The sequence below is a fragment of the Boseongicola aestuarii genome (assembly GCF_900184815.1).
Classification (GTDB): Bacteria; Pseudomonadota; Alphaproteobacteria; order Rhodobacterales; family Rhodobacteraceae; genus Boseongicola; species Boseongicola aestuarii.
The window spans coordinates 1-25,098 of record NZ_FXXQ01000007.1; the positions used below are offsets into that span (position 1 = coordinate 1).

The 25,098-nt window shown below is 54.9% G+C and carries 26 protein-coding genes and 1 tRNA gene; 16 read left to right on the plus strand and 11 right to left on the minus strand.

Annotated features, from left to right (window positions below):
- A partial coding sequence (locus tag BOA8489_RS10700; RefSeq protein ID WP_176440272.1) for an AAA family ATPase occupies positions 1-602 on the plus strand: 602 nt, incomplete at its 5' end.
- Between the two features lie 207 nt (positions 603-809).
- On the opposite strand, the gene BOA8489_RS10705 is transcribed toward BOA8489_RS10700, so the two are convergent.
- Positions 810-1,538 (minus strand): winged helix-turn-helix transcriptional regulator, encoded by a 729-nt coding sequence (locus tag BOA8489_RS10705; protein WP_093974030.1) that lies wholly within the window; start codon positions 1,536-1,538, stop codon positions 810-812.
- A gap of 154 nt (positions 1,539-1,692) precedes the next feature.
- Here BOA8489_RS10705 and BOA8489_RS10710 point away from each other — a divergent pair, with 154 nt between their 5' ends.
- Both BOA8489_RS10710 and BOA8489_RS10715 read left to right on the plus strand, forming a co-directional pair.
- A complete protein-coding gene (locus tag BOA8489_RS10710; protein WP_093974031.1) occupies positions 1,693-1,959 on the plus strand; it encodes a hypothetical protein in 267 nt (88 codons plus the stop codon).
- A gap of 249 nt (positions 1,960-2,208) precedes the next feature.
- Positions 2,209-3,006, plus strand: a complete 798-nt coding sequence (locus BOA8489_RS10715; RefSeq protein WP_093974032.1) for a GNAT family N-acetyltransferase — start codon at positions 2,209-2,211, stop codon at positions 3,004-3,006.
- Positions 3,007-3,137: 131 nt separating this feature from the next.
- Here the strand turns inward: BOA8489_RS10715 and BOA8489_RS10720 are convergent, their stop codons facing one another.
- Entirely contained in the window at positions 3,138-3,920 is a 783-nt protein-coding gene (locus BOA8489_RS10720; protein ID WP_141138274.1) for an SGNH/GDSL hydrolase family protein, read from the minus strand.
- A gap of 311 nt (positions 3,921-4,231) precedes the next feature.
- On the opposite strand from BOA8489_RS10720, the gene BOA8489_RS10725 reads away from it, so the two are divergent.
- Positions 4,232-5,176, plus strand: coding sequence for an ankyrin repeat domain-containing protein (locus BOA8489_RS10725; protein WP_093974034.1), 945 nt, complete (start codon positions 4,232-4,234; stop codon positions 5,174-5,176).
- A gap of 166 nt (positions 5,177-5,342) precedes the next feature.
- On the opposite strand, the gene BOA8489_RS10730 is transcribed toward BOA8489_RS10725, so the two are convergent.
- Positions 5,343-5,765: a nuclear transport factor 2 family protein gene (locus BOA8489_RS10730; protein ID WP_217897946.1), complete on the minus strand. Its 423-nt coding sequence runs from the start codon at positions 5,763-5,765 to the stop codon at positions 5,343-5,345.
- A gap of 759 nt (positions 5,766-6,524) precedes the next feature.
- On the opposite strand from BOA8489_RS10730, the gene BOA8489_RS20190 reads away from it, so the two are divergent.
- The 3 genes from BOA8489_RS20190 to BOA8489_RS10745 all read left to right on the plus strand — a co-directional run bounded on the left by BOA8489_RS20190 (position 6,525) and on the right by BOA8489_RS10745 (position 9,983).
- Positions 6,525-6,821 carry a hypothetical protein gene (locus BOA8489_RS20190; RefSeq protein ID WP_141138275.1) on the plus strand — a complete coding sequence of 99 codons (297 nt, stop codon included), beginning with the start codon at positions 6,525-6,527 and terminating at the stop codon, positions 6,819-6,821.
- A gap of 300 nt (positions 6,822-7,121) precedes the next feature.
- Entirely contained in the window at positions 7,122-7,877 is a 756-nt protein-coding gene (locus tag BOA8489_RS10735; RefSeq protein ID WP_093974036.1) for a class I SAM-dependent methyltransferase, read from the plus strand.
- A gap of 579 nt (positions 7,878-8,456) precedes the next feature.
- Positions 8,457-9,983: a winged helix-turn-helix domain-containing tetratricopeptide repeat protein gene (locus BOA8489_RS10745; protein ID WP_093974038.1), complete on the plus strand. Its 1,527-nt coding sequence runs from the start codon at positions 8,457-8,459 to the stop codon at positions 9,981-9,983.
- 385 nt (positions 9,984-10,368) lie between these two features.
- On the opposite strand, the gene BOA8489_RS10750 is transcribed toward BOA8489_RS10745, so the two are convergent.
- A complete protein-coding gene (locus BOA8489_RS10750; RefSeq protein ID WP_093974039.1) occupies positions 10,369-10,845 on the minus strand; it encodes an ester cyclase in 477 nt (158 codons plus the stop codon).
- Between the two features lie 489 nt (positions 10,846-11,334).
- Here BOA8489_RS10750 and BOA8489_RS10755 point away from each other — a divergent pair, with 489 nt between their 5' ends.
- Positions 11,335-12,153 (plus strand): class I SAM-dependent methyltransferase, encoded by an 819-nt coding sequence (locus BOA8489_RS10755; protein ID WP_093974040.1) that lies wholly within the window; start codon positions 11,335-11,337, stop codon positions 12,151-12,153.
- A gap of 558 nt (positions 12,154-12,711) precedes the next feature.
- Positions 12,712-13,239 (plus strand): hypothetical protein, encoded by a 528-nt coding sequence (locus BOA8489_RS10765; RefSeq protein WP_093974042.1) that lies wholly within the window; start codon positions 12,712-12,714, stop codon positions 13,237-13,239.
- Positions 13,240-13,583: 344 nt separating this feature from the next.
- Here BOA8489_RS10765 and BOA8489_RS10770 read toward each other — a convergent pair.
- Positions 13,584-13,660 (minus strand) — tRNA-Arg (locus BOA8489_RS10770).
- A gap of 100 nt (positions 13,661-13,760) precedes the next feature.
- On the opposite strand from BOA8489_RS10770, the gene BOA8489_RS10775 reads away from it, so the two are divergent.
- Positions 13,761-14,357, plus strand: coding sequence for a TetR/AcrR family transcriptional regulator (locus BOA8489_RS10775; RefSeq protein ID WP_093974043.1), 597 nt, complete (start codon positions 13,761-13,763; stop codon positions 14,355-14,357).
- Positions 14,358-14,360: 3 nt separating this feature from the next.
- Here BOA8489_RS10775 and BOA8489_RS10780 read toward each other — a convergent pair whose 3' ends face one another.
- A complete protein-coding gene (locus BOA8489_RS10780; RefSeq protein ID WP_093974044.1) occupies positions 14,361-14,672 on the minus strand; it encodes an ETC complex I subunit in 312 nt (103 codons plus the stop codon).
- Between the two features lie 330 nt (positions 14,673-15,002).
- Between BOA8489_RS10780 and uvrB the strand changes: the two genes are divergently transcribed.
- Positions 15,003-17,183: an excinuclease ABC subunit UvrB gene (gene uvrB, locus BOA8489_RS10785; RefSeq protein WP_093974045.1), complete on the plus strand. Its 2,181-nt coding sequence runs from the start codon at positions 15,003-15,005 to the stop codon at positions 17,181-17,183.
- Between the two features lie 968 nt (positions 17,184-18,151).
- Here uvrB and BOA8489_RS10790 read toward each other — a convergent pair.
- Positions 18,152-18,505 carry an MmcQ/YjbR family DNA-binding protein gene (locus BOA8489_RS10790; RefSeq protein ID WP_093974046.1) on the minus strand — a complete coding sequence of 118 codons (354 nt, stop codon included), beginning with the start codon at positions 18,503-18,505 and terminating at the stop codon, positions 18,152-18,154.
- A 72-nt stretch (positions 18,506-18,577) separates the two neighbouring features.
- Here BOA8489_RS10790 and BOA8489_RS10795 point away from each other — a divergent pair, with 72 nt between their 5' ends.
- The 4 genes from BOA8489_RS10795 to BOA8489_RS10810 are packed head-to-tail and all read left to right on the plus strand — an operon-like array spanning position 18,578 to position 20,380.
- Complete coding sequence (locus BOA8489_RS10795) at positions 18,578-18,961, plus strand: VOC family protein (protein ID WP_093974047.1); 384 nt, start codon at positions 18,578-18,580, stop codon at positions 18,959-18,961.
- Between the two features lie 31 nt (positions 18,962-18,992).
- On the plus strand, positions 18,993-19,415 hold the full coding sequence (locus tag BOA8489_RS10800; RefSeq protein ID WP_093974048.1) for a hypothetical protein: 423 nt from the start codon (positions 18,993-18,995) through the stop codon (positions 19,413-19,415).
- 58 nt (positions 19,416-19,473) lie between these two features.
- Complete coding sequence (locus BOA8489_RS10805) at positions 19,474-19,866, plus strand: RidA family protein (protein ID WP_093974049.1); 393 nt, start codon at positions 19,474-19,476, stop codon at positions 19,864-19,866.
- A gap of 4 nt (positions 19,867-19,870) precedes the next feature.
- On the plus strand, positions 19,871-20,380 hold the full coding sequence (locus BOA8489_RS10810) for a HugZ family pyridoxamine 5'-phosphate oxidase (protein WP_093974050.1): 510 nt from the start codon (positions 19,871-19,873) through the stop codon (positions 20,378-20,380).
- A gap of 46 nt (positions 20,381-20,426) precedes the next feature.
- Here the strand turns inward: BOA8489_RS10810 and BOA8489_RS10815 are convergent, their stop codons facing one another.
- The 3 genes from BOA8489_RS10815 to BOA8489_RS10830 form a co-directional block, all read right to left on the minus strand.
- Positions 20,427-20,627: a hypothetical protein gene (locus tag BOA8489_RS10815; protein WP_093974051.1), complete on the minus strand. Its 201-nt coding sequence runs from the start codon at positions 20,625-20,627 to the stop codon at positions 20,427-20,429.
- Between the two features lie 321 nt (positions 20,628-20,948).
- Positions 20,949-21,365 carry a DUF4864 domain-containing protein gene (locus BOA8489_RS10825; RefSeq protein WP_093974053.1) on the minus strand — a complete coding sequence of 139 codons (417 nt, stop codon included), beginning with the start codon at positions 21,363-21,365 and terminating at the stop codon, positions 20,949-20,951.
- Between the two features lie 71 nt (positions 21,366-21,436).
- Positions 21,437-23,014, minus strand: a complete 1,578-nt coding sequence (locus BOA8489_RS10830; RefSeq protein WP_093974054.1) for a lysine--tRNA ligase — start codon at positions 23,012-23,014, stop codon at positions 21,437-21,439.
- A 113-nt stretch (positions 23,015-23,127) separates the two neighbouring features.
- On the opposite strand from BOA8489_RS10830, the gene BOA8489_RS10835 reads away from it, so the two are divergent.
- Positions 23,128-23,550, plus strand: coding sequence for a tellurite resistance TerB family protein (locus BOA8489_RS10835; RefSeq protein ID WP_093974055.1), 423 nt, complete (start codon positions 23,128-23,130; stop codon positions 23,548-23,550).
- Here BOA8489_RS10835 and dacB read toward each other — a convergent pair.
- A complete protein-coding gene (gene dacB / locus BOA8489_RS10840; RefSeq protein WP_141138276.1) occupies positions 23,547-25,031 on the minus strand; it encodes a D-alanyl-D-alanine carboxypeptidase/D-alanyl-D-alanine endopeptidase in 1,485 nt (494 codons plus the stop codon). The two genes, BOA8489_RS10835 and dacB, sit on opposite strands and share 4 nt — an antisense overlap.
- Positions 25,032-25,098: the final 67 nt, after the last annotated feature.

Sequence of the window (25,098 nt, forward strand, 5' to 3'; positions counted from 1 at the left end):
TGGATCAAGGAGGCCTCACGGCCTTTGAGGACTGGATCAGGAGCACGCCTGATGCACGCCTCTTGATCGTGGACACGCTGGCGACGGTACGACCCGCGTCCGGCGGCAAGGATAGCCAGTATCAATCTGACTATGCCGCCCTTCGCGGGCTTCATTCCCTGGCCAGCGACACCGGAATTGCCATTCTCATCGTGCACCACGTTCGCAAGATGGATGCGGAGGACCCCTTTGACACCGTCTCAGGCTCAACCGGTCTTACGGGTGCGGCAGACAGCACGATCATCCTGAGCTCAACGGGAGAGGGAAAGGTCCTCTACGGACGTGGGCGCGATCTGGCCGAGTTTGAGTGTGCAATGGACTTTGACCCCGGCACGTGTCGCTGGTCTGACCTGGGTCGTCCTTGCGACGCCTTCGGAAGTGAAACCCGCAAGGCCATCAGGTGTGCACTGAAAGACGGGATGATCCATCCCAAGGAGATCGCAGAGCATGGTGACCTCGACTACGATCTCTGCGCCAAGACGTTGCAGCGTATGGCCGAAGGTGGAGAGATTGAGAAAGGCGGTCGCGGTCACTACCGGCTAACGCCCGATCCGCACTTCTAGTCAGACCCTGTCCAATCTGTCCATTTGTCCAGAACGCTCTCCGGCCAAATGGACATTTGGACAGTTTGGACACCCTCCGAGCAGAACGCGACTGACGGGACTAATAACGCGGCTAGCTACCGTCCAAAGCGGTCACTGGTGCACAGCGCAGCGAATGACGGCTCAGAGCCCAAAGCGGACGGCTTTTGGTAGGTTTTCCCAGACCGTTTAGCCAGCAGCATGCGTCTTATTGGTTTCACTTGAAAATTCCAGCGGCCCGCCTTCGGGCAGGTAGTCGGTGACATGAAGCCAACGCTGCATCGTCCGGGCTAGAAGCGCATCCCCAGAGACGAACATGCGATCCGCCTCGACTTCTCGGGCGACGGTGGAACGCGCAAGAATTATGGCGCTGAGTGAAGGCACCGTGGTTTCCACCCAGAGATCCACGTCAAATCCCGGAATGGATGTGCAAAGCTGCACCGGCTCGCCGGGACTCGCGACGATCCAGTATGTGTCGTAGTCTAGGTCTTCGTCTTGGAAATGGAACCGGATGACGACCCGTCTGTTCGGAAGCTCTTCTGTGAGAATATATCTTCTCATCTTCCAAGTCAGTGACGACAGATTGACCTCGCAGGCAATCTCGGCCTCGATGTATTTCTGAGCCCAGACTGCCAGGCTATTCAACGCTGGTTCCAAATCGACCGCCATTTGTGTTCTGACGTAGTCCACGGCGCCTGTTGCCGGATCTTCGATGCGCTCAATGAGGCCGTGGTCTTCAAGCTCTTTCAGGCGCTTGGACAAGAGTGCGGGAGAAATACTTCCGATACCGCGACGAAGCTCGTTGAATTTTGTCGCACCGGCCCAGAGCTCTGAGAGAATTGGGATAGTCCATCGAGGCTCCAGCACATCGCAGGCGCGCGTGATTGGGCAGATTATTCCGTAGGGCTTGGAACTCATGGGACTGTCTCCTTTGCAACAGGGTGGCAGTTCAACCGAAAGCAATCCAGTTCATAATGTGTACCGGACGCGCTTCATGATCTGCACTACCCGCTTCCCCAACAGTTCCGCCAATTTTTGGTCATCTCGAAACGACTCAACAAGGAGCATTCAGATGACGACTTTCACCACCAATACGACCCAGCCGAACACCCAAATCTCTTCCGCGCCTCACCGGTTCATGCGTAAGGCCCGCAAGTGCCTTATCGAATGGCAGGCGCGCCGCAAGCAGATCACATATCTGCGTCATCTAAAGAGCGGCGATCTTCGGGACATCGGGCTTATCGAGCACGACATCTCTGCGGCCGGTTGGTTGCCGCTTAGCACGGATGCAGCCATGACCCTGCACCGCGCCAGTCTGAGCCGCAGCGGGAACTGGTAGAGCAGATTTCGAAACGATACGTTGATTGCCATTGGCTGACTGCTTTGTCCGCATTGCTGACCTTTGAGCTTGTCGCAGCGAATTACGTCTTCGAGCACAAGTGCCGTCCAGTTATTGCGGGTCTGCGGCTGACTAAATCAATATCTTTGGGAGAATTGCAAAGATTGGGACTATACTATTGGCCACTTCGACGTTCGTCCTCGATTTGTAGCATGGTGACAGCACGGTCGATTTGTGTAATTCATCACTATGTTTAGCCAGAACAGGTATTTTGGCACGTTAGAGCAACAGGGGCTCGAACGAAGGGCCGATTTGTTGTGGCAGATCGTCCAAGACGATCCGAGCTACTGCTTTCATGGCCGTGCTGTCGGGCTTCTAAAAAATCGAGTAGAGGATGTAGCGGCTCAAATTGCGCTCGCTAGACTCCAGGGGCTTGGACCATCTCCCCAACTTACACCAGAAATCGCAACGGCACGTATCGCCGAGATAAAGAGTGCAGGCCTTTTGGTGGAAGTTCAGGAACGTTGGAGCGCGGATGAGGCGGGCGTCGCCGCGGCTAGTGATTTCTTGCGCCAAAACGCTTTGCCCACAGAACTTTCTGTACACGAGATTGGGGTCACAACATCTGCCGAGGAGTATGACAAACTCGATGATCTAACCCAATCCTGTGGCATTCTGTTGCCGGCGTCAGCATTCTTGCGTGGTGACGCGGGACCTGCGGTTTGCCTCTTTGCAAAGACTTCAGATGGAAGGGTGATTGGGTTTGCTGCGGCCATCGTTCAGGCAACTCGCGCGCGATCAGAACAAGGCAAAGCATGGTGGGGGTTTCTCTCTACCAACATTGATTGGCGCGGTCGCGGTATTGCCAAGTTTCTTGGAGCAACGGCAATGGTTTCAATGGCGAAACGGCACGGTCTTTTACAGTACGAGACGGGCATTCTAGCAGAAAATGCAGCATCGATTGGTGTCTCGAAGAATCTCGGGTTTTCGACATCCGGTTTATTGGACCTCTTGGCCATTGATAATGAGACTCTTTCGAAAAGATGATTTTTGGTCAAAAGGTCAAAAGACCGGTTTGTCCGCAAAGCGGACCTTGATGCGCCTCACAGCGAATGACTGCTATGCGGACTAAGCAGCCGCTGCACTGGGGTGGTGGCAAACCGGGACGAACTGAGTACTTATTCTGGCTCTCGCAAATACCCCAGACGTCGAAATTCCTCAGCTATGACCTGCATTCCCTCTTCGCTGGAGTGCTTACCGCCGGAATCCAGATAGCCTTTTTTAGCGGGATCATCGTCTCCGAGCGGCCCATTGAATGCTTTGTGAACTTGCGCCACAGCGACACCGTGCCGACTCCCCGCGGTGGCGATGCACTCATTGAAGCGTTTCCAGTCCTGCTTTGTGCTTTCGTAAATCCCCATGTCCCGATGTGCCTCCACGTATGGAAAGTAGAAGTCCATAATCTGCACAATGGTCGTCGGGGCAGCCAGCGACACCACCTCAGATAACATTGCGTCGTAGGCAAGGCAAAACTCGTGTATCGCTCCATTCATTCCCTCGGAGTCTGGGGTCTTCCTCTCTGATCCCCATAGCGTGATCGCCGGCCTCATGTCAGCGAATCCAACTCCGATGGTAATAACCTCAGCGTTTACTATGTCCTCCCGAATGTTTGGCTCGCCAGTTACTTTTTCCCGTAACGCCGAAACTTTTTGGAATGGGAAAGAATGGTCGTAGTAGACAATCTCAACCGATAAATCAGACTCGATGAGAGCTCCGTAGTGCTTCATCCACTGGGCTCCTATGGAGCCTCCCAAGGCGACATAGTCCCATGTCTGGCCAGCGACACCCGATGGCGTTTCATCTGCTTTCGCAAAAGTTGCGCCTGAAAGCGAAGCCACGATTGCGACAATAAGAAAGAACCTTTGAGGCTTTAGCTCTTCATTGTCTGCATTCAGTTTCAACGCGCGCTCCCAAATGGCTGTTTCGCGAAGTTCTAACAAAGTACGCAAGATATCCTTTGATATGGGTCAATAGGAGGTCCGCCTTGGGCTCCTAACTGTCATTCGCTGCGGCCTCCATCAATGACCGCTATGCGGACAAAGCCGAAATTGCGATGGTGGATCGTCGACAAGATGAATCTGGCACTTTTTTCCTTCCAGAAATTTATGAGTTACAGCGTCGCAAATGTGACTTAACCATCTGGCCGTTTTTACATTGATGCACAGATTTGGTAGGTTACGTAGCATAGCGGCGGCACTTTGGGGGGAGATGCATGCACAATCCAAGAGTCTTTCTGGCAATACTGACAGCCATAGTTCTTGCACCGGCATCAATGGTCATTGGCGGTCCACTTCACGATGCGGCACGCAATGGTGACATCGCCGCTCTCGAAAATCTTCTGAAAGATGGAGCCGACGTGAACGCCCTAGAATTTGCAACGCCTCTCCAGATGGCCGCCTTCAGTGGACAGGCTGAAGCGGTAGAGTTGCTGATTTCAAAAGGAGCGGATTTGAATATGTCCAGCTCGGCATTGGGAACGGCTTTGCACGCCGCCACAAGCCGCGGGCATGTAGGGGTCGTCGAAATTCTTTTGACGGCGGGAGCGGACACTGATGCTCGTAATGCAGACGGATACACATCGCTTATGATCGCTGCACTCGAACAGCGTTTGGAAGCATTACAAGCTTTGATTGCGGCAGGCGCAGACATTGAAGCTACCGCTGTTGCCAGCCGTAGCCCTAAAGGCGGGCATGGAAATGTGAACGCCCTGCATTTGGGTACATTCAAGGTGCGTTTCTCCTCGCCAGACCGTGATGCCGCCATCGCGGAAGCATTGTTGAAGGCAGGAGCCGGGCCTAGACCGATACCTTTAGATAAGGAGCGGATGTCGAAAGCCGATCCAAATCTTGGGCGAGAATTGACAATCACAAGGTGCGGTGGATGTCACAAAGTCGAATCTGAGGCAGAGGTTGTTACGCAGCCTGAAATGGGACATTCGCTGGTGAATATCTACGGACGACAAGTCGCCTCCAGAGATGACGCTCAATACAGCGACGCATTGAAAAAAGTGGGCGGGACTTGGACCGAAGAGCTTCTTTTTTCATTTGTGGCTGAGCCGATGTTGACGGTTCCGGGCACTAGAATGAGGTGGCAGGGCGACTGGAGCAGAGATGATGTTGCTCACATAGTTTCTTACTTGATGTCTGTCGCAAGATAACGACATCCACTTGGCGTTTTGCTGGTTCGCAGCTGAATCCTTTCAGATTTCTCTTGTTCCGCTTTGGGCTCTGAGCGGCCGTTCGCTGCGACGTGCACGAATGACTGCTACGCGGACAAAGCAGCCGTTGCAGCAGAATTCATTACTGCTTCTCAGCGCTGTCTACCTACTTGGCTGAAGCAGCGAATGCGACTGTCTGCGTACGGATTTTTCCGTCCTTAATCACAAAGGTGTCCGTCGCGTATTCGTATACGTTATCGGCTGTTTCAGCATGCCAAACGATGAATGCGACATCTTCATTTATGTGTGTTGCGTCGAGTGAGAATGTCATTCCCGGCTTTGAGAACTCAGCGACCAGCGCATCGAACAGACCACGTATGGCATCAGGTCCAGCAAGAACACCGGATTGAAGAATAATGACACTGTCTTCAGTGTAATCCTCCATAATTGCATCTACATCGCCCGCGCCGAAGGAGGTCAGGTGCTTATTCAGAACTTCTTCTGTTGATAAAGCGTGACCTCCTGGAAATGCTTGCGTGGCAAACAGGCAAACCATCACTAAGGCCGCGGCTCTCTTAAGTATTTTCATTGATTTGTCCCCCATATACACGAGATCAATTCCGATCTCGACTGCAGCGAATCTAGCACAACATTGAAGTATCCCAAAATTCTTGAGATGGGGCTGAAGATCGCGGACTTAGAACTGCGGTCCAGCGAAATAGTAAACTGTTTAATTAACCGATCGCTTAGGGCTCGAAGCCGTCATTCACTGCGACAAGCTCAAAGGTCTGCAATGCGGACGATGAGGAATTTGGCAGGGTCGGGGAACCCCCGTCAGTTACATTGAAGAAGTTGTTTCACATAAGCGCCAGCTATCCCTGTGAACGCGTAAAAATCCAACTCATCTTCCAGTGTTTCAAGTTCAGTGTCCGAGAAGTCGTGCAAACGCGAACGCATCTGCTCAATAGCGAATACTGGGTGAACTGGGTCAGTGAGAGTTTCTGAAGTACCATCTTGGCAAGAGAAGCTCTTATCGGATCTGACTACGGACGTCATTATACTCATACGGGCACCTAGAATTAAAAAATCGTTACATATAAAATATGGCATATGAAACTGTCGAAAATACGGCCCAAAATGAGCAATTGAGCATTCATTGTTTGTCATGAGAAATTCAGTCTGCTTTGGGCGCAAAGCCGTCGTTTGCTGCAGCCTTCGTTAATGACCGCTACGCGGACGAAGCGGGCGTTCGCCGAAACCGCAATCCTCATTTGCGCTGCCCAACTTTCGCCACAATCGATGGATTAAGATATAGAAAAATCCAAACAACAATCTGAGGCCAATTGTAATGAAAGCAGACGCAATACTTAAGGCTATCGCAAATGCCGAAGGCAGAGGCATGGCAACTGAAAAACTATCTGGACTTCCCGAAGGCGGAAAACCTTCTGAGCTACCCGTTCAACCAGAGCCCGAAGCTATGGGACCCCCAGATACAACCCCACCAGTAGACACTGGCGAAATTCCCGAATTTGATGAAGCAACCGGCCTCCCGGTAATCCCTATGGAGAACGCTCCTCAAAGCTTTCCTGCGGAACCGGAAAGCTATGGGCAGGCAGAAGACATCCTCGACTTCATCTTTTCCTGAACTCAATTTGGATCATCCTAAACTTCGAACTTCTGACCGATAGTAAACGCCCTAATAATTCCAACGACGTTGCGTTGTTGGTCTGATTTTCTCTTGTCCGCAATGGGCTCAGAGCCGTCATTCGCTGCACTCTGCCTGAACGACCGCTCTGCGGAAAGATGCAGACAAGCTTAGGTGCTCTTGGGCGAGTGTGTTAAGCTTTGCCTGGCTGACCGTCTGTGTTGGCGGATAGGTGAGCGACTCATCGTAAGTAAATCAACAGATTTCGCAACTGCAAGTGGTGCAGGCTACGAGCTGCAAATGGGCCGCTTCAGCAGACTTCTTGCCCCAAAATTCCTGGCATTCTCAAAAATTGATGACCGCGGTCCGATTCTTGATGCGGGTTGCGGAACGGGGTCTTTGACTTCTGAGTTGCTGAGTAGGACATCGCAGGCGATGATCGTAGGTGTCGACATTTCAAACGCCTACATTGCGTACTGCCGGCAGAATGTATCTGACCACCGTGCGGATTTCGATGTAGCGGATCTCACGAAGCTTCCATTCGCAGACTGCCATTTTGAGCAAGCGTATTCTCAGCTTGTTCTGGATTTTGTTCCTGACACAGTTCGAGCTTTTGAAGAGCTATTCAGAGTGCTTAAGCCCGGCGGCCGCTTTGCAGCAGCCGTTTGGGATGCAAGGGGCGGCTTGGTATTCAATCGCATGTTCCTCGATACCGCTGCAGTTCTGGACGAGGAGGCGGGAGTTCTGCGAAAGAAGAATTTTACAAGACCGCTTCGGCAACCAGGACAATTGACGCAGGTCGCCCTGTCGGCGGGCTTTTCAGGTATTCGAGCAGATGAGTTATTAATCCGAACTGAATTCAAATCTTTTGCCGACTATTGGGCACCCTTCGATGGCAAAGACGGTCCCATACCAGCCTATTATTCGAAAAGACCGACTGACCTGAGGGCAAAAATTAAGGATGCCGTAAGACGCGCATACCTTGATGGCGACCAAGATGGGCCGAGGTCGTATGTGGCGGTTGCCTTGGCAATCTCTGCTGTCAAAATGATTTAAAATCTGAAAGTCCGCTCTGGGCTCGAAGCAGTCATTCGCCGCGGACTCCATCAATGACCGTTATGCGAACAAAGTGAGCTTTCGCTGCAAGTGCGAAATCTGGTGCGCTTGAAATCCCGCGCCGTCACGAAGGGCGGGAACCGGACATTCGCTGTGCGAACCACCAATGACCTCTAACGGGATCAATGCGGCAATCGAATATCTGCGCCAAATAGTTCAGTGAATAGGATTTCATTCCATCGAAACTCAACTTTTGCATTGCTTGGTGCGCGTCGCGAAGCTTCTGATGTTGAACAGCGCATTTCTGAAAACGGCGACTGCAGCAATACAAAGTCGCCTTGCTTCCTGCGATTGCAGCGTTTGGGCGGTACGTGCTTTTTGGTTAACGATTTCGGCGGCGTGCTTGAAGATATAATCTTGGCGTGTCATTTACGCGTTCCTTTGTAAAAGCCGCTTCGTTGCGGCGATGAACAAAGCTCACATGTCTTGGGCTAAGAAACTTTCGGGGAGCGTCCAGAAGACCTTGTGAATTCGTCCAAACGTCTTGCCAATCCGTCACCAGAGTGATGGAAGTTACGGATGAGCGAGCTTGGCATCATATCTTTTTTGGATTTCCAGCTCGATCCCGGGCGTGGTGAATTGCGCCGAGATGGCGCCCCAGTGCAGGTTGAACCGCAGGTCCTAGACCTAATTGCACACCTTGCATCGCACCCCGGAACGGTCATCACCCGCGACGATCTGATCGAAAATGTTTGGGCCGGGCGTATTGTGTCGGACAGCGCTATCTCATCTCGTATCAACGCGGCCCGTGCCGCGCTGGACGACGACGGGACCGCACAGCGGATTATCAAGACCATCCCGCGCCGCGGTTTCCGTTTCGAGGCCCCGGTCGGGTCCGCTAGACCCGGCGCTCTGAAACGCTCCCAAAAGCCATCGATCGCCGTATTACCGTTTGCGAACATGTCCGGCGACCCTGCGCAAGCATATTTCTCTGACGGCATAACAGACGACATCATTACAGAACTCAGCCGCTACGAAGAGCTTTTCGTGATAGCCCGCCACTCCTCATTCTTCTACCGTGACGAGACCACCCCTGCAGCCGATGTCGCCGGAGAACTCGGCGTACAGTATATCGTCGAGGGTTCCGTCCGCAGGGTTGGCAATCGGGTGCGGGTTACGGCTAAGTTAATCGACCCCGCTCAGAGCAATCAGATTTGGGCCGAACGCTACGATCGCGAGCTTGCTGATATATTCGCGGTGCAGGATGAGATCACGACGGTAATAGTAAACACGCTCGTAGGCCAGATTGCGCAACAGCGCTACAAACGGGTCGTGGCCGAGAGTGGCGCATATGACCATGTCCTGAAGGCCACCGAACACTGCCTGCGCATAGATCCCAATGACGCGGTGATTGCACGGGACGAGGCCCTGAAAGCGCTTGAGCTCGACCCGAAATTCGCCCGTGCTCACGCGATCCTGGCTTTCAGTTTTGTTATTGAAGGCAACAACTTCTGGACGGAGAATCCAGGGACAACATTTCGGACCGCCTACGAAGCGGCTCGTACTGCCGTGGCGATTGACCCGCGCGATCCTTGGGCGCATGCAATGCTCGGGATCTCTGAGCTTTGGCACAACCGTGCCCATGACCGCGCAATTTCTGCTATGCAAAGCTCGGTTAGACTCAACCCCTCTAATGCCCAGTTCCGCGGTTTTTTTGCTTATGTTCTGTCATTCTGCGGCGAAGCTGAAGCGGCGCTGGTCGAGATCGAGCTGGCGAATGTTATGAACCCCCATTTCTCGCCAGTCTTCATTGGTTTCCACGGTCGTGCCCTATTCATGCTTAGGCGGATCGAAGAAGCTTTGCCGGTCCTGGAGCAGATGATGACTCAAATGCCAGGTCATTCAAACGCTCTGGCTTGGGCTGCGGCCGCCTATGCCGCCATAGGGCGACCCGGCGATGCTCGACATGCGATGGACCAGCTAAGAGAAACGAACCCGTTCTATACCCTCACCACCGCGCGGCGTTACTTGCCTTTTTCCAACCCGAACGACCTAAGTTTTGTCCTTGATCTCTTCGCCAAATCCGGAATGCCGGAAAGACCGTAGCGCCGGTGTAGGAAAAATCTCAATTGGATCGCGCTGGCGCCAACAGTGTGTTCGCCAAAGCAGACGCTCAGAACGATAACTATTAGTGACGGCTTTGGGCTCAGAGCGGACGTTCGCTGCGTCGAGCACTAATGACTGCAATGCGGGACAAACCCGCCATTGGCCGTTTCGCAAGAACGGCCGCTTTGCACTGTTCGCGACGGCATCGAAAAACAGCTCGGGTGGAAAGCGAAGGTCTGCGAGTAGACCTCTTTACGAACTACTGCAGCGCAGCAAATTGTCATTTAGAGAGAGTTGGAGCGATACGTCCCCGAGTTGGTCGATAATAGCGTTGCCAACTCGGGGCTTAGATATCGTAATCTTTGACTTTCAGTCGTACGATTTTTTACTGGCCGGACATCTGCCGCATTGCCGTAGCCCAGTCTTCGATGTGCCAGAGGTTTACAAGCTTGCCATCCTTCAATTCGTGGATGTCGATGTTCATGACGTCAAAGTTGCGGCCTTCGGGATCAATGCCCAAGAACGGGCCCGCTGGCGTTGCGATTGAACGGCTTCTGACGATCACAAAGTCGCCGTCCTGATGAATGGCCTCAATTGTAAATTCAAGATCCGGCATGAACGCTACGATGCCAGCCGAGCGGGGCAACAGATCTTCACGGACTTCGTAATTGCCGGAATAATCGGCGTAGCTCTTCCAATCCTCGGACGTCGCAGCAAGGAATGCCGCGTTGCTTTCAGGACCTGGATTGGTGAAAATATCGTAGAAGGCATGTACAGCGGCCAAGTCATCGGCGGCAGCACTGGTTGCGATTGCGCTGAGGCCAAGAGTGGCGGCGGCTAGGGTTTTTTGGAATGCGTTCATGATTGTGTCTCCTGATGTTTTAATATGCCAACACGCTGTTTTGCCGCTGGCCCTACACAAATTAACATTTCCCATAAGGCAATCAATAACGTAAAAAGTAACCCACCATCAACTGACAAGAAATCATGAAGCGCCTCAACAGATGCTTAATGTACTTACAGCACCGATCCAAAAGCCATGAATTGGCGCTTTGTCCGCAAACTGTTAGTCCGCCTATCATCAGGTCCTGCCGACGCAGCGAATGTCCGGAAGAAAGGGCCGCACTGCAGCGATGTGGAGGGGCGGCCAACGGCGGCTATGAGCCGCTTTTGCCAAAGCCAATGGCTGCTTTGTGCGTATCGCGGCCCCTAGAACGCGGCGCAGCATCCTGCACTTTGGGCTCAAAGCAGTCATCTGACTTGAATCGTTGGATGACGGCTTAGCGGACCAAAGCTGACACCTGATGTTAGCCATGATAACCTTTCGCCAAAAAAAAGGGGGAGATAAGTCATGTCCGATTTCGAAGAATTCGGCTCGCGCGAAAAGGAGGGATGGACAAACGGCGGGATCGTCGAGGCCTACATCAATCATTTTGTCCCCATCACGAACAAGGTGGGTAATCTGATCGTCGCAGACCACATCGCGTCCGGCGATCGCGTACTTGACCTGTGTTGTGGTCAGGGGACATTGACGGCCATGATCGCGGAGGCTGGCGCCATTGTTGCCGGATTGGACTTCTCCCCTGAAATGATCGCAAACGCGCGACGGACCGCACCCGACGCCGAGATTATCACCGGCGATGCAATGGCCTTGCCCTTCGATGATGCGGAGTTCGACAAAGTCGTCTGCAATTTCGGCATGATGCACATTCCCGACCAACCTAGAGCGCTGAATGAGGTTCGGCGAGTGCTGAAGCTAAACGGTGAGTTTGTCATGGCAACCTGGACCGCGCCCCCGGCATCACCTGCCTTTAGAACGGTATTCGGTGCTCTGAAGGCTCACGCTGATTTCTCTGCTGCGCCACCTCAACCCGACCTGTTTGCATTTGCAGACCCCGCGCAAGCAAACGCGATGATGGGGGCGGCGGCTCTCGAAATGATCGAACACCAAACCGTAGAGGCGGAATGGGTTTTGGAAAAGCCTGAGGATTTGTTCGAAATCTTTCTGACTGCAACCGTTGGCGCTCGGATGCTGATAAAGAGCCAGACTGACGAAACCGTGGAGACCGTTGCAAAAGCGATTTCGCAATCCGTCAGCGAGAAGTTCCGTGATGGAACAACCTACAGGGTTCCTGTCATGGTCACCGTGGTTTCCGCACGTGCCTTGTAGAGGTAGGTCCGGTTCGGGCTCAAAACAGCCATTCGCTGCGCGGTGTACGAATGTCTGCTTTGCGATCAATTCGTCGCTGTGAGACCCGTACCCCCTTTTGAATAACATCCCAGTGCAAACGGAACAGGGCGGCGGGTCATTAACGAAGTGACCCTGAAGATTTGTCTAGGGGGGGGTACTCAAATCCCCGGAACTCATCTCCACTGACCGGTGGGGGAAGCCAAATTCACGCATCCACAATTCAAAGATTCTGGGTGACGAGGCTGTGCTGTATTCAAGCATTAAGGCCGCAAAACCTCATCGACAGCTTCCTCGCTGAGCCCGAGCTCCTTCGCTGCCTCTCTGAGCATCCAGGCACCGGAGCTGAGCTTGGCCACATCAGACCGGTTCGCCCATATCTCCTTTGCCCATGCCCTCCTATCCTCCGGCAAGATGTCTTCCAGACTGGCTCTGCGCCCGCGTCGGTCCGGCATATCGGTTCGTTTCTGTGCAAGTGTGTGATAGAACATATCATGAACACACAACGGCTACGAACGCCAATAACCTTGGAGGCAGAAGATGGGCAAAGAGGCCAAGCATGAGATTGTCACAGCAAAACGCACCGCTCCCAAGCTGGTAACAAAAGGCGATAGCAACGTAACCATTCATCCTGCCGATGAGGACCAAATACAGAGGCTGTATGGAATGAAGACAAGGGAAGCGGCGGACCTGCTGCTTAACCTTGCGCTCAACGCTTTTGGCCAGAAGGCCATGGAGTACATTGACCTGATGCCAGCTATGGCCGTCGAGCTAGAGCCCAGGGACGCAGTTGAGGCGATGCTGGTCACTCAAATGACGGCAACACATTTTGCTTTGTGTTCCATGTCTCAGAAAGGTCTGCATGCGGCATGCGCAGACGTGCGCGAAGGCTACGAGAGGTCAATGACACGGCTAAGCCGCACGTTCCTTGCGCAGATGGACGGGCTGAAGAAGTACCGTGCAAAGGCCCAGCAAACCGTGCGGGTCGAGCGCGTAACAGTGAATGAGGGCGGTCAGGCGATTGTTGGCTCAGTCAGCCACGAGGGGGGAGGTCATGGCAAGAAGTGACGATAACCCCATGCAAAGCGCTCATGACGCTCCGAGATGTACCGCACATTCAAAGCGCTCGGGACTTCCCTGCAATAGCCCTGCGGTTCGAGGTTGGTCTGTTTGCAGAATGCATGGCGCACGAGGTGGGCATGGCTCTGGGGAGGCGAATCCTGCTTACAAACATGGATTGCGGACAAGAGAGTGGATAGAACTAAGGAAAGCCATCATGGAGATGTCACGCGACTCAGTGTGAGAGCCCCTGAACCAGCCTACATTGAATGTCGCCTGGGGGAACAAATGGGGGATCGCTGCGTAAAAATTGTAAGATAAATTATTTATTTCAGTAGTTTAGATGAAATTCGTGGCGATCCCAGAAGGACTCGAACCCTCAACCTGCTGATTAGAAGTCAGCTGCTCTATCCAGTTGAGCTATGGGACCGCTGACCGCGTTATTGGCGTGCCCTTTCGATCTTGGCAAGCCTGTTGCAGAAGAACGGCTCGCAGGCTAGTTCATTGAACACTGTTCAGGTAGGGATTCGATGGCACACGACACAACCAAACGGCGAGAGGCTCTGCGCGAAAGCCTGATTGGGCTTGCCGAAGCTCAAGTCCGCGCTGACGGGCTTGCCTCGCTTCGCGCCCGCACGTTGGCGAAAGAAGCCGGATGCGCGGTCGGTGCAATTTACAATGTGTTCGACGATATGACTGGCCTTACGCTGGCGGTTAACGGACGCACGTTTGGCCGCCTTGGCAAACACGTCTCGGACGCCGTCGCCAAAGTCGCAGATGCGCCTCCGACCGAACGCCTTGTCGCAATGGCGATCGCCTACCTTGAGTTTGCCAGTGCGAACCCGAACCTTTGGCGCGCGCTGTTCGACGTCGAGATGTCAACAGACCGCGACGTGCCGGAATGGTATATGCAAGAACTCGGTCGGCTGTTCGCGATCATTGCGCAACCCTTGTCCGAGCTTCATCCCGACCCCGAACCCGGGGAAATCGACCTCATGACCCGCGCGCTGTTCTCGTCCGTCCACGGCATCGTACTGCTCGGGCTTGAGAACCGCATTTCTGCTGTCCCGCGCGAGCGCATGGAAGGCATGATTGAATTCCTGCTAAAGCGTGCGACCGCGACCTGACTCCTAGTGCGTCCAAGCCCCTCGGCGGTTGGTCGCAAAGTTCTCACCATATCCACCAGCGCGAATATTGGGTTTACGCGGTTTTGGCTCGACGACAACTGCGCCGATCCCGTTGTCCTTGGCGTATTCCAGAGCGGCTTCTTTCGTCGCGAACCGCATGCGGATTTGCGACTGGGTATCGTTCGACGAAGTCCAGCCCATTAGTGGGTCAACTTCGCGCGCAGTATCATTCACATATTCCAGCACCCACTCACGCGTTTTTGCCTGGCCCGAAGACATGGCCGATTTCGCCGGTTTGAAGATGCGTGCTGTCATGATGTGGTCCCTTTTCGTTGCTCGATATATCGCGCGAAACGCACCTGTCGTGCAAGGGAAAGCATCAGCTGAGGTGCCGACCAGGGCACGGGGAGCGAGGGGTGGGTAAGTCGCAACCCCGGCCGACAGCTCGATCTGCTGCTTAGTAGGATTAGAATACACGATAAACGTGGGTCATAAAGGATTAAAACTACTTATGGTTGTATTTTCGAATAACGCCCTGTTTACAACCGCAACTTGGAAAATGTCAGGAGCATACGGACAGACGCAAAGAACACCTTGAACGTGAACAAAAGAAGACCAAGTCTGACGGACCGAAAGGAATCACGCATGTCCGCTGACCCAATTCTGCACAGTTCAGCTTCCGCCGCCCTGACCCGCGAGAAACTCGAGGGCGGACGGCCTCTTGTTATGCGCAGCGAATTCAAACCCGCGGGTGACCAACCGACGGCAATTGTTGAGCTGTCCAAAGGCATTAACGAAGGTGAGCAAAACCAGGTTCTTCTTGGTGCAACCGGCACGGGCAAAACCTACACGATGGCCAAGGTCATCGCCGAAACCCAACGCCCCGCGATCATCCTTGCCCCCAACAAGACACTGGCCGCGCAGCTTTACGGCGAATTCAAAGGCTTCTTTCCCGACAACGCCGTCGAATACTTTGTGAGCTTTTACGACTATTACCAACCCGAAGCTTACGTCGCCCGATCCGACACCTACATCGAAAAAGAGAGCCAGATTAACGACCAGATCGACCGGATGCGCCACTCGGCCACCCGCGCCCTGCTGGAACGCGACGATGTAATCATCGTGGCCTCGGTTTCGTGCATTTACGGTATTGGTTCCGTCGAAACCTACGGCTCAATGACCCAGGAACTCATCACGGGTCGCGACTATGACCAGCGCAAAGTCATGGCCGACCTCATCGCGCAGCAATACAAGCGCAACGACCAGGCCTTCCAGCGCGGCACCTTCCGCGTACGTGGCGACAGCCTCGAAATCTGGCCCGCCCACCTCGAAAGCCGGGCATGGCGTCTCTCGTTCTTCGGCGAAGAACTGGAAAGCATCGTCGAGTTCGACAGCCTAACAGGCGAGAAAACCGGCGCGATGGACAAGGTTCGCGTCTATGCAAACTCGCACTACGTGACACCCAAACCGACGCTGAAACAGGCCATTGAAAGCATCAAGGCCGAACTCAAAATCCGCCTCGCCCAACTCGTCGACGAAGGCAAACTCCTCGAAGCCCAGCGCCTTGAACAGCGCACCAACTTCGACGTTGAGATGCTTGAAGCTACCGGTCACTGCAACGGTATCGAAAATTACTCGCGCTACCTGACAGGCCGCGCCCCGGGTGAACCACCTCCCACCCTGTTCGAATTCATCCCCGACAACGCTATTGTCTTCGCCGACGAAAGCCACGTCTCGGTCCCGCAAATCGGCGGCATGTACAAGGGTGACTACCGCCGGAAATTCACGCTGGCCGAACATGGCTTCCGCCTGCCCTCCTGCATGGACAACCGCCCCCTCAAATTCGAGGAATGGGACGCCATGCGGCCGCAATCCATCTTCGTCTCGGCCACTCCTTCCGCCTGGGAATTGGAACAGGCCGGCGGTGTCTTCACCGAACAGGTTATCCGCCCCACCGGCCTTCTCGACCCGATGGTCGAAATACGCCCCGTGGACATGCAGGTCGACGACCTTCTCGACGAGGTGCGCAAAGTCACAGCCGACGGCTTCCGCACGCTGGTCACGACGCTGACCAAGCGCATGGCCGAGGACCTGACCGAATACATGCACGAGCAGGGCATCAAAGTCCGCTATATGCACAGCGATATCGACACGCTGGAACGCATTGAAATCCTTCGTGATCTCCGCCTCGGCGCCTTCGACGTGCTGATCGGCATCAACCTCTTGCGCGAAGGCCTCGACATCCCCGAATGTGGCCTCGTTGCGATCCTTGACGCCGACAAGGAAGGTTTCCTGCGCTCGGAGACCTCGCTCATCCAGACCATCGGCCGCGCTGCGCGCAACGCCGAGGGTCGCGTCATCATGTATGCCGATCGCATCACCGGCTCGATGGAGCGGGCTTTAGGCGAAACCGACCGCCGCCGCGCCAAACAGATCGCTTACAACGAAAAGCACGGCATCACGCCCGAGACCGTGAAAAAGAACGTCGAGGATGTTCTGGCCGGGCTCTACAAGGGCGACGTCGACATGAACCGCGTGACGGCCAAGGTCGACAAACCGCTGGTTGGCGCGAACCTGCAAGCGGTGCTGGACGGCTTGCGACAGGATATGCGCAAAGCGGCCGAGAACCTTGAGTTCGAAGAAGCCGCAAGGCTGCGGGACGAGGTGAAGCGGTTGGAGACGGTCGAATTGACGATCGCGGATGATCCGCTAGCGCGGCAAAGCGCGGTAGAGCAGGCGGTGGCGGAGAGCGAGAAAGGCAAAGGGCGGAGTACGGCTGGTAGGGCCGGACAACGTGGGGGAAATGTGAAGAGGCGGGGGCGGTGATTTTTACCGCCTTAATGAATACCTTCACTCCTTCGTGGCGAATGAAACCTTTCCGACCGCACTTGCAAGTGCAACCCAGCCTCTGCAACCCAGTGAGGTTATCCAAGTAGCGCGTCGGGATTTCAATTCTCTCTTCACAGCTACAAACAAATGAAACAAACCGCCTTTCGAGAACTATTTCTCCTTCAGTCGAAACTACTTGAAAGCTCTCCATGCAAGTCCTGCGAGGGCATGCAAGAATTGCCCCTTCACCAATCAAATCGGCATTTTTGAAGAATGGTCGTCCGCATTTACAATCGGATGTTAGCGTCTCAAGCGGACCTACCAATAATAGATCACCTTCGGAAATCTCAAATAGCAATTCCGTTGCACGCGAAACCGCCCGCAATGCCCCTTCAAGATCAACACTCCCCCCGATCTTTGTAGTTTGCATGAAGGTAGCGAGAAGGATTATGCTATATTTTGTTTAGGGCCAAATATCGATCCCGGTTTGAGTGCCAATCGTTTGATACTCAAAATGCTGAAAATCCGACGCAGAACTTGTAGGATTCTGAACTTCAATTCGCTCCCGCAAAACAGATAGGGTGAACTCCCTGGCGCATTTGCATCAATCTCAGAAAGCAGGAATTTTAGCACATCCCTCGGGGCCCATATCTCGATATCTTCTTCGATGTATTTGCGGTTTACGGCTCCAAGCCGCTCACAGGTAACTTCTTCAATTCATATTCTAACCTTGAGGACCGCTAGCAAGACGCTGTCGACGTTCCGTGTTCACGCCAATGCTCGGATAGTTTTCGCCATAGCGGCAAGATCAAGCACTTGATGCCCTCCTTGTAAATTGTGTTTTTGGGCTGCAATCCTTTGGTTCGTTGCGGCGGCCTCGTCAGGTTTCCTGTATTTTCCGCTTCGATTAATTTGCTCCATTCATTACTATCTTTTTATCGTCCGCCGGGAGTTTCACTAGGGCTTTACACCCCCAACTCGGCCCTAACCTTCCTCGTCAACTTCCCCACCGCCATCTCGTAACTCGCCACAATATGCTCGCGAAGCGACTCCTCGCTGAGCGCTCCCTCCTCATAGACTTGCACCCACTTCATCCCCCGCGACGCCAGATAGGGCGCGGGTCGTATCCCAGGTGCATCCCCCAGCACTTCAAATGCGATGTCACCAACCTTAAACGTAAACGCCGGCCCGCCTTCGTACCAACCGCACAGCGCGAAAACCTTGCCGCCGACCTTCCACACATCCGCATTGCCCCATTGCACCACATGACTTGTAGCAGCCAGCCCACCACAGAACGTATTAAACTCCTCGCGCGTCATCCCGCCTCTCAAATCCTTGCAATTCAGACCTTACTGCGAGACGCTCGTACCAACCAAACCAAAAGGTCCGCCATGCCGCTCACATCGTTTGACCACGTCAACCTCCGCACCGCCCAGCTCGCTGAAATGATTTCATTTTACGGCGAAGTCCTCGGCCTCCACCCCGGAAAGCGCGCCGATTTCGATTTCCCCGGTGCGTGGCTCTACCTTGGCGATCAAGGTCTCATCCACCTGGTCGAAGTCAACGCCCCGATTGCCGCGCAATCCAATTTGACGCTGGAGCACTTCGCCTTCCGCGCCACTGGCCTCTCCGAGTTCCGCGCCCTGCTCGACAGCAAGGATATCGACCACCGCCTCGCGACGGTTCCCGGCATACCGATCGTTCAGGTTAACTTCCATGACCCGGACGGTAACCATATTCACGTCGATTTCGACGTCGCGGAAATGGAAGGCTGACAGACCGTACGCACGCTCTATGTCCTTCCCCATGCGTTACCTTATCGCCCTCCTTGTCCTCACGACGCCCGCTTTTGCCTGGGAATTCAGCACGGTGCCAGTCTGCACCGTCAGCACGGCTACACCCCAAGGCGCGATCGAGTTGACGTATGACCCCAGCAAAGCCGAGCCCTACGCCATTGCGGTCACTCGCACCGCAACCTGGGACACCTCACGGGTTTTCGGACTTCAGTTCAGTGGCGCGAACGGGCTGACAATTACCACCGATCGCCAAAGCATTGACGGCAATACGCTGACCGTGCGCGACCGGGGATTTGGCAATGTATTGAATGGCTTGCAGTTCAATACAACCGTGACCGCATTTCTGGGGGATAAAACGGTCGCCTTCTCGCTCGACGGCGCGGCACCGGAAATCGCGCGTTTTCGCGACTGTCTGGCTGCCCCAATCGCCTAGCCGACACGCCTGACGCTGGTGTATTGATACGCTCGATGAGCCAAAGGAGATCGACACCATGCCGCCCGAATTTCACCTCTTCTCAAATGGACCGCGTCCCGTCGCTCCGTTCAGTCATGCCGTGGAAACCGATGGCTGGGTCATCCTGACGGGTCAGATGCCCACCGATCCAAGCGCACCCGATGCAGCCTTGCCTTCCGGGATCGTGGCCCAGACCAATCGCGTGATGGACAACCTCGCTCTCATATTGGGTGAGCTTGATCTCGATCTAAGCCACGTCGTGCAATGTCGCTGCTATCTGACCGAATTCAAGCGCGACTATGCGGCCTTTAACGAAGCTTACCAGAAATACTTCCCGGTCGACCGAAGACCCGCCCGAACCACAATCGGCGTCACCGCTCTGGCCGTTGATGCGCTGGTCGAAATCGACTGCATCGCGCGTCGGACCTGAAACCATGGCGATTGACCCAATCCGACCCACCGATACCGAAGCGCGCACCCTGGCACGAACCATCATCGATGGCGCGTACTTCGGCGCGCTCGGCGTTCTGGAAGATGGCAATCCATTGGTGACACGCGTCGCGATTGCAACGGACGACGACGGTTGCCCTCTCACGCTTGTTTCAGATCTATCTCTGCATACCAGATGTTTACGCAAGCACGACTCCGCCTCGCTTCTCCTCGGAGAACCCGGCCCGCGCGGTGACCCACTGACGCATCCCCGTCTCACGCTGTCGGTGCGCGCGGCCTGCGTCGACAAGACACAGGACCGCGTTGAGCGCTATCTTGCCCACCAACCAAAAGCCAAACTCTATATCGACTTCACCGACTTTCACTTCATCAGACTGGCGCCGCTTCAAGGGTATCTGAACGGTGGATTTGGCAAAGCATTCAGGCTGACAGCAGGTGATTTACACTCATTAACACCACCAGGAGGAACAGCCGAAGGGCTCAACAAGTCCTAATACGTAAAAGGGGCCGGCAATCCGGCCCCCTGCAAAACTTCAGAATTCAGATCGGGCGATCCACGCGCGCGGTCACCTGCACGCGTCCCTTCACCGGTTCGGGCCATGTCAATGCAACGTCACCGCCCCCGGGGCCGACCTCTGTCGTCACGTTGGGCATCGCATGGACGGCGCTTGCCCCCACGTTCTCAATTGCACCTTCGGCAACCACTGACACAACTTCGCGCGCACGTCCGCCAAACGGCAAATACCCAGAGACATCCAGCGTTCAGGTCGAGGCGACCGACAACTGATCGAACTGTAACGTAACGGGATTAATAGTGTTTTGACCGATACTGTTGAATGTATTCGCCGCAAACACGACATCAGGTGCAAACAATCGGTGATCGCTTTGTTCATTCTCGCGCCCTTTCAAAACGACAAAAACCACGCAGAATGCGGAAGCGGACCTTCCGCCGGAAAGACCAAACGCGACTTTTGTGAATAGGCCGGGACAGTCCCCGGCATCGGGCATTGGGTTTACCCGGCGAGTATTAACCCGCCATAAACCATACGTACGCTCAACGCGTCAGGCACCGACGTCGGGGGCTCTGAGCAGCTGCACGCCGTTGATACGCCAGCCGTCAGGCGTCTTAATCATTTGATAATCAAGGATATGCACCGTCCCCGCTGCGTCTCGGATCATTACTTTTTGCCAAAGGTTTCCTGCGATCTCGCGCAGTTCGAGGAACCTCAACTCGTCGGGGCGCCAAACCATCGGGTATCCATTCCTGACCATCGAGCCGAAATTGTCCGGGCTGCGGAACATGGTCTGGATATTGGGCGACGCGAACGTAAAGGCACCTTCGAAATCATCCGCCTGAAATGCTTCGATCTGACTTTGGATCGTGCCTTCAATCGCGGGTTCGGACGGCAAGACCTCTGCTGCAAACAGCGACCCGGACCAGCCAATCCAAAACGCAATCGCAAAAACCAATCGACGCATATCGTCCTCCTGTTCGCATGATCTCAATAATCATTACGAAAGAAAGAACGATTTGGTTCTAATTTTCTGCGCTAAGCGAATTCACCAGCCAAAGCACGGTCCAGCAAGTCGATCGTTTCGGGCACCCCGTAGAGAGCAATGAAACCACCAAACCGAGGCCCCTGTGACGCGCCCAAAAGCACTTCATAAAGCGCCTTGAACCAATCCCGCAGCGGCTCGAAACCATGATCCTTGCCTACTGAAAACACCATCGACTGCAACGCTTCGGCATCGAGGCCGCCGTCCCATTCCGACAAGCGACCGCGCAAATCAACAAGCGCGGCACGTTCGATATCGCTTGGTACACGGAACTCCCGTGTCGGGGCCACGAAATCATTGAAATACCGCACGGCAAAGCCTGCAGCCGCATCCAGATCCGCATGAGTTTCCGGCGTCGCCTCGGGCGCATACCTTTGGATAAAGCCCCAAAGCGCACCCTTGTCCTTGGCCCCCGAAACAGACGCCAGATTCAAAAGCATCGCAAAAGGCACAACCATGGTCGAGGTCGGAACATCGTCCCCATGAATATGGTAAACCGGATTTGCCAGACGCGCTGTCACGTCCTGATCCGCATAGGCGCGCAACTGCTGATGATACTCGTCCACCGCCTTCGGGATCACGTCGAAAAACAGCCGCTTCGCCGTCTTTGGCTTTTGATACATGAAATACGACAGGCTTTCAGATGAGGCATAGGTCAGCCACTCATCGATCGAAATCCCGTTGCCCATCGACTTGGAAATCTTCTGGCCGATCTCGTCCAAGAAAAGCTCATAGGTAAACACCTCGGGCGCCCTGCCCCCAAGAACGCGGCAAATGCTTGAATAGATTGGCGTATTCGGTGCATGCTCTTTACCGTAAGGCTCGAAATCCACGCCCAATGCCGCCCAGCGCGCTCCGAAATCCGGCTTCCACTGCAACTTCACGTTGCCGCCCGTGACCGGCAATGTCGTCTCGGTTCCGTCCTCGTCATCGAAGGTGATCGTACCGTCCTTGGCGTTCACTTCCTTCATCGGAACGTACAAAACCCGGCCCGTGGTCGGCGAAATCGGCAGGAAAATCGAATAGGTTTGCTGCCGCTCGTCACGCAGGCTTTTCAGCATCACGGCCATCAATTCGTCGTACTTCTCGCAGGCCTTCAGCAGCGTTTCATCGAATTGCCCTGACGCATAAAACTCGGCTGCGGAATAAAACTCGTAGTCGAAACCGAAGGTGTCCAGAAATCGCCGCAACATGGCGTTGTTGTGGTGCCCAAAGCTCTCGAACTCACCAAAAGGGTCCGGCACCCGCGTCAGAGGCTTTTGCAAATGCTGCGCCAGCATTTCCGGGTTCGGCACATTATCCGGGACTTTGCGCAAGCCATCCATGTCATCGGAAAAACAGATCAGACGTGTCGGAATATCCGACAGCACTTCAAACGCGCGCCGCACCATGGTTGTGCGCAGAACCTCACCGAATGTCCCGATATGCGGCAGCCCGGACGGGCCGTAACCCGTCTCAAACAGAACATAACCCTTCTCGGGTGGCGCCTTCTCATAGCGTTTCAAAAGACGACGCGCCTCTTCGAAAGGCCAGGCCTTCGAGGTCATTGCCGCATCTTCAAGAGCCGTCATCTCAATTTTCCTTCACCCAATCGCCACGAACCCGCGACGCAAGCACCGCTACCTATTGCGGGCGGCCTGTGTCGTCAATAAATTCAGTGGGAAATCCGAAAAAGGAATGGCTTTTGTCCCTGCATCCAAACGACTACTCGCCCGCCGACACGCTTGTGGCCCTCATGATCGCGATCTCTGCCTCTGACGAGAGGATCGGTACGTCCGAACTTGTGACGATCGAGCGCATCATCAATCACCTGCCGGCGTTTGCGGACTTCGACATGTCTCGGCTGAAAGACATCTCGAACGGCGTGTTCGATCTCTATGCAGACGAAGACGGTCTCGACATTTTATGGGAAGTGGTGCGCACGACGCTTCCCGAGCGCCTATTCGAAACTGCCTATGCCATGGCATGTGACGTGGCCGTCGCAGACGGCAGGGTTCTGGAGAGCGAACTTCAACTTCTCGAAGAAATGCGCCACCAGTTGAACATTGACCGCCTTGCCGCCGCTGCCATCGAGCGCGGCGCCCGCGCACGCCACATGACGGTTTAAGCGCGTTCGAATTGTTCGGCCCACTCGGCCAGCAGACCTTTTTGCAAACGACGTGAACGGTTGGCCCAGCTTCTCGAACCCGGCGGGCGCTCCCGCAGTTCCGTCGGAATGGAATCCCGACGCTGCTTGTCAGCGGTAAAGATCGCAAACACCAGTTTTCGGCCACTCTTGGTATAGATATATCCGACAAGCGAACTGACGAAATTCAGCGTTCCCGTCTTGGCGACCGCCGAAACGCCCTCCATTGGCTTGCCGTCCGTGCGTCCGGGGTCCGCGATGGCGAGGGACTTCATCAGACCTTCGCAGTCCTGCCCCTGCCGCAAGATATCGACCATGTCCTGTGCGTTGATCTCCGAGTCATACCCAAGGCCAGAATGATCGCGAAACGTCATTCGCCGGGTGCCAAAACGCATCTGAGCCCAGCCCGCCATCCGCGATCCGGACCCGATCAGGTTCGCCAGTGGCACGCCATTCACCAGACTCGCCGCCATGCCTACGGCCTCGGCCGTCAGGTTCGTCGAATAGCGCATCATTCCGGTCAGTACGTCTTCCAGTTTCTCGCTTGACGTCGAAGCAATAACACGTCCGACAGCAGGGTTTTGTGCCACCTCCGGGAACGGCAGCTTCAACCCCTGAAGGCGCGCAACCGCCCTGAAGGCATCTCCTGCATAGAGCGCGGGAAACCGCACTGGCAGCCATCTGGCCCCCGGTTTTTTCCCAAGTGAATCGCGCGCCACGCTCCAGTAATCGGCCTGCAGACCTTTCTTGTATTCGTAAACCGGCCCCGGCCGATCGACCATACGCATCCGCGCCACGTTCGTCTCCGGCGAAAACCGCAAAGCCCGTGCCTGCATCGTGATCTCGATCTCGTCGCCATCGGGGATCCACTCGAAATGCACGCGGTTGAAGTTCAAATTCAGTCCGCCATAGGACGGATTATACGCCACGACGTCAGGCTGATCGGAATCGATCCGATCCGAGCGCGGCAGCGCGTCCGCCCAGACGAAAAACGTTCCCGAAATCCGCGAAATCCCGGCCTCGGCGACGGCTTTTGCAAGGTCAGCCAAGCCGTCACTGGTCAGCGTCGGATCACCGCCACCCACCAGCCAAAGGTCGCCGCGCAGCTCACCATCTACGATCTTACCGTCCGCCAATACCTTGGTTTCAAATTGAAAATCACGCCCAAGGCGGTCCAGTGCGTAAATCGACGTCACCGCTTTTAATGTGCTGGCAGGTGGCATCGGACGTCCCTGTTGCCGCATATCCAGCATCTCGCCGGTTTCGGCGTCCGCCAGCGCGAATGTCACCGCCCCGTTGACGCCTGAATTCGCCACAAGCGCGTTCGTTCGCCCCTCGCGGGGTACCACGACTCCACGCGGCAATGGGCGTTCGGTCGTCAAAGGCGCTTCGGCCAAAGCGGCATGACCCGCGACAGCGCCCATTCCTGCAAGAACTGCACGGCGAGAGGGGGAATTCATCATACCCAAGTTATCCGGCGACCACGACGTTCACACAAGTGTTTTGGCGCGCGTCCAAGGCGATTTTGTG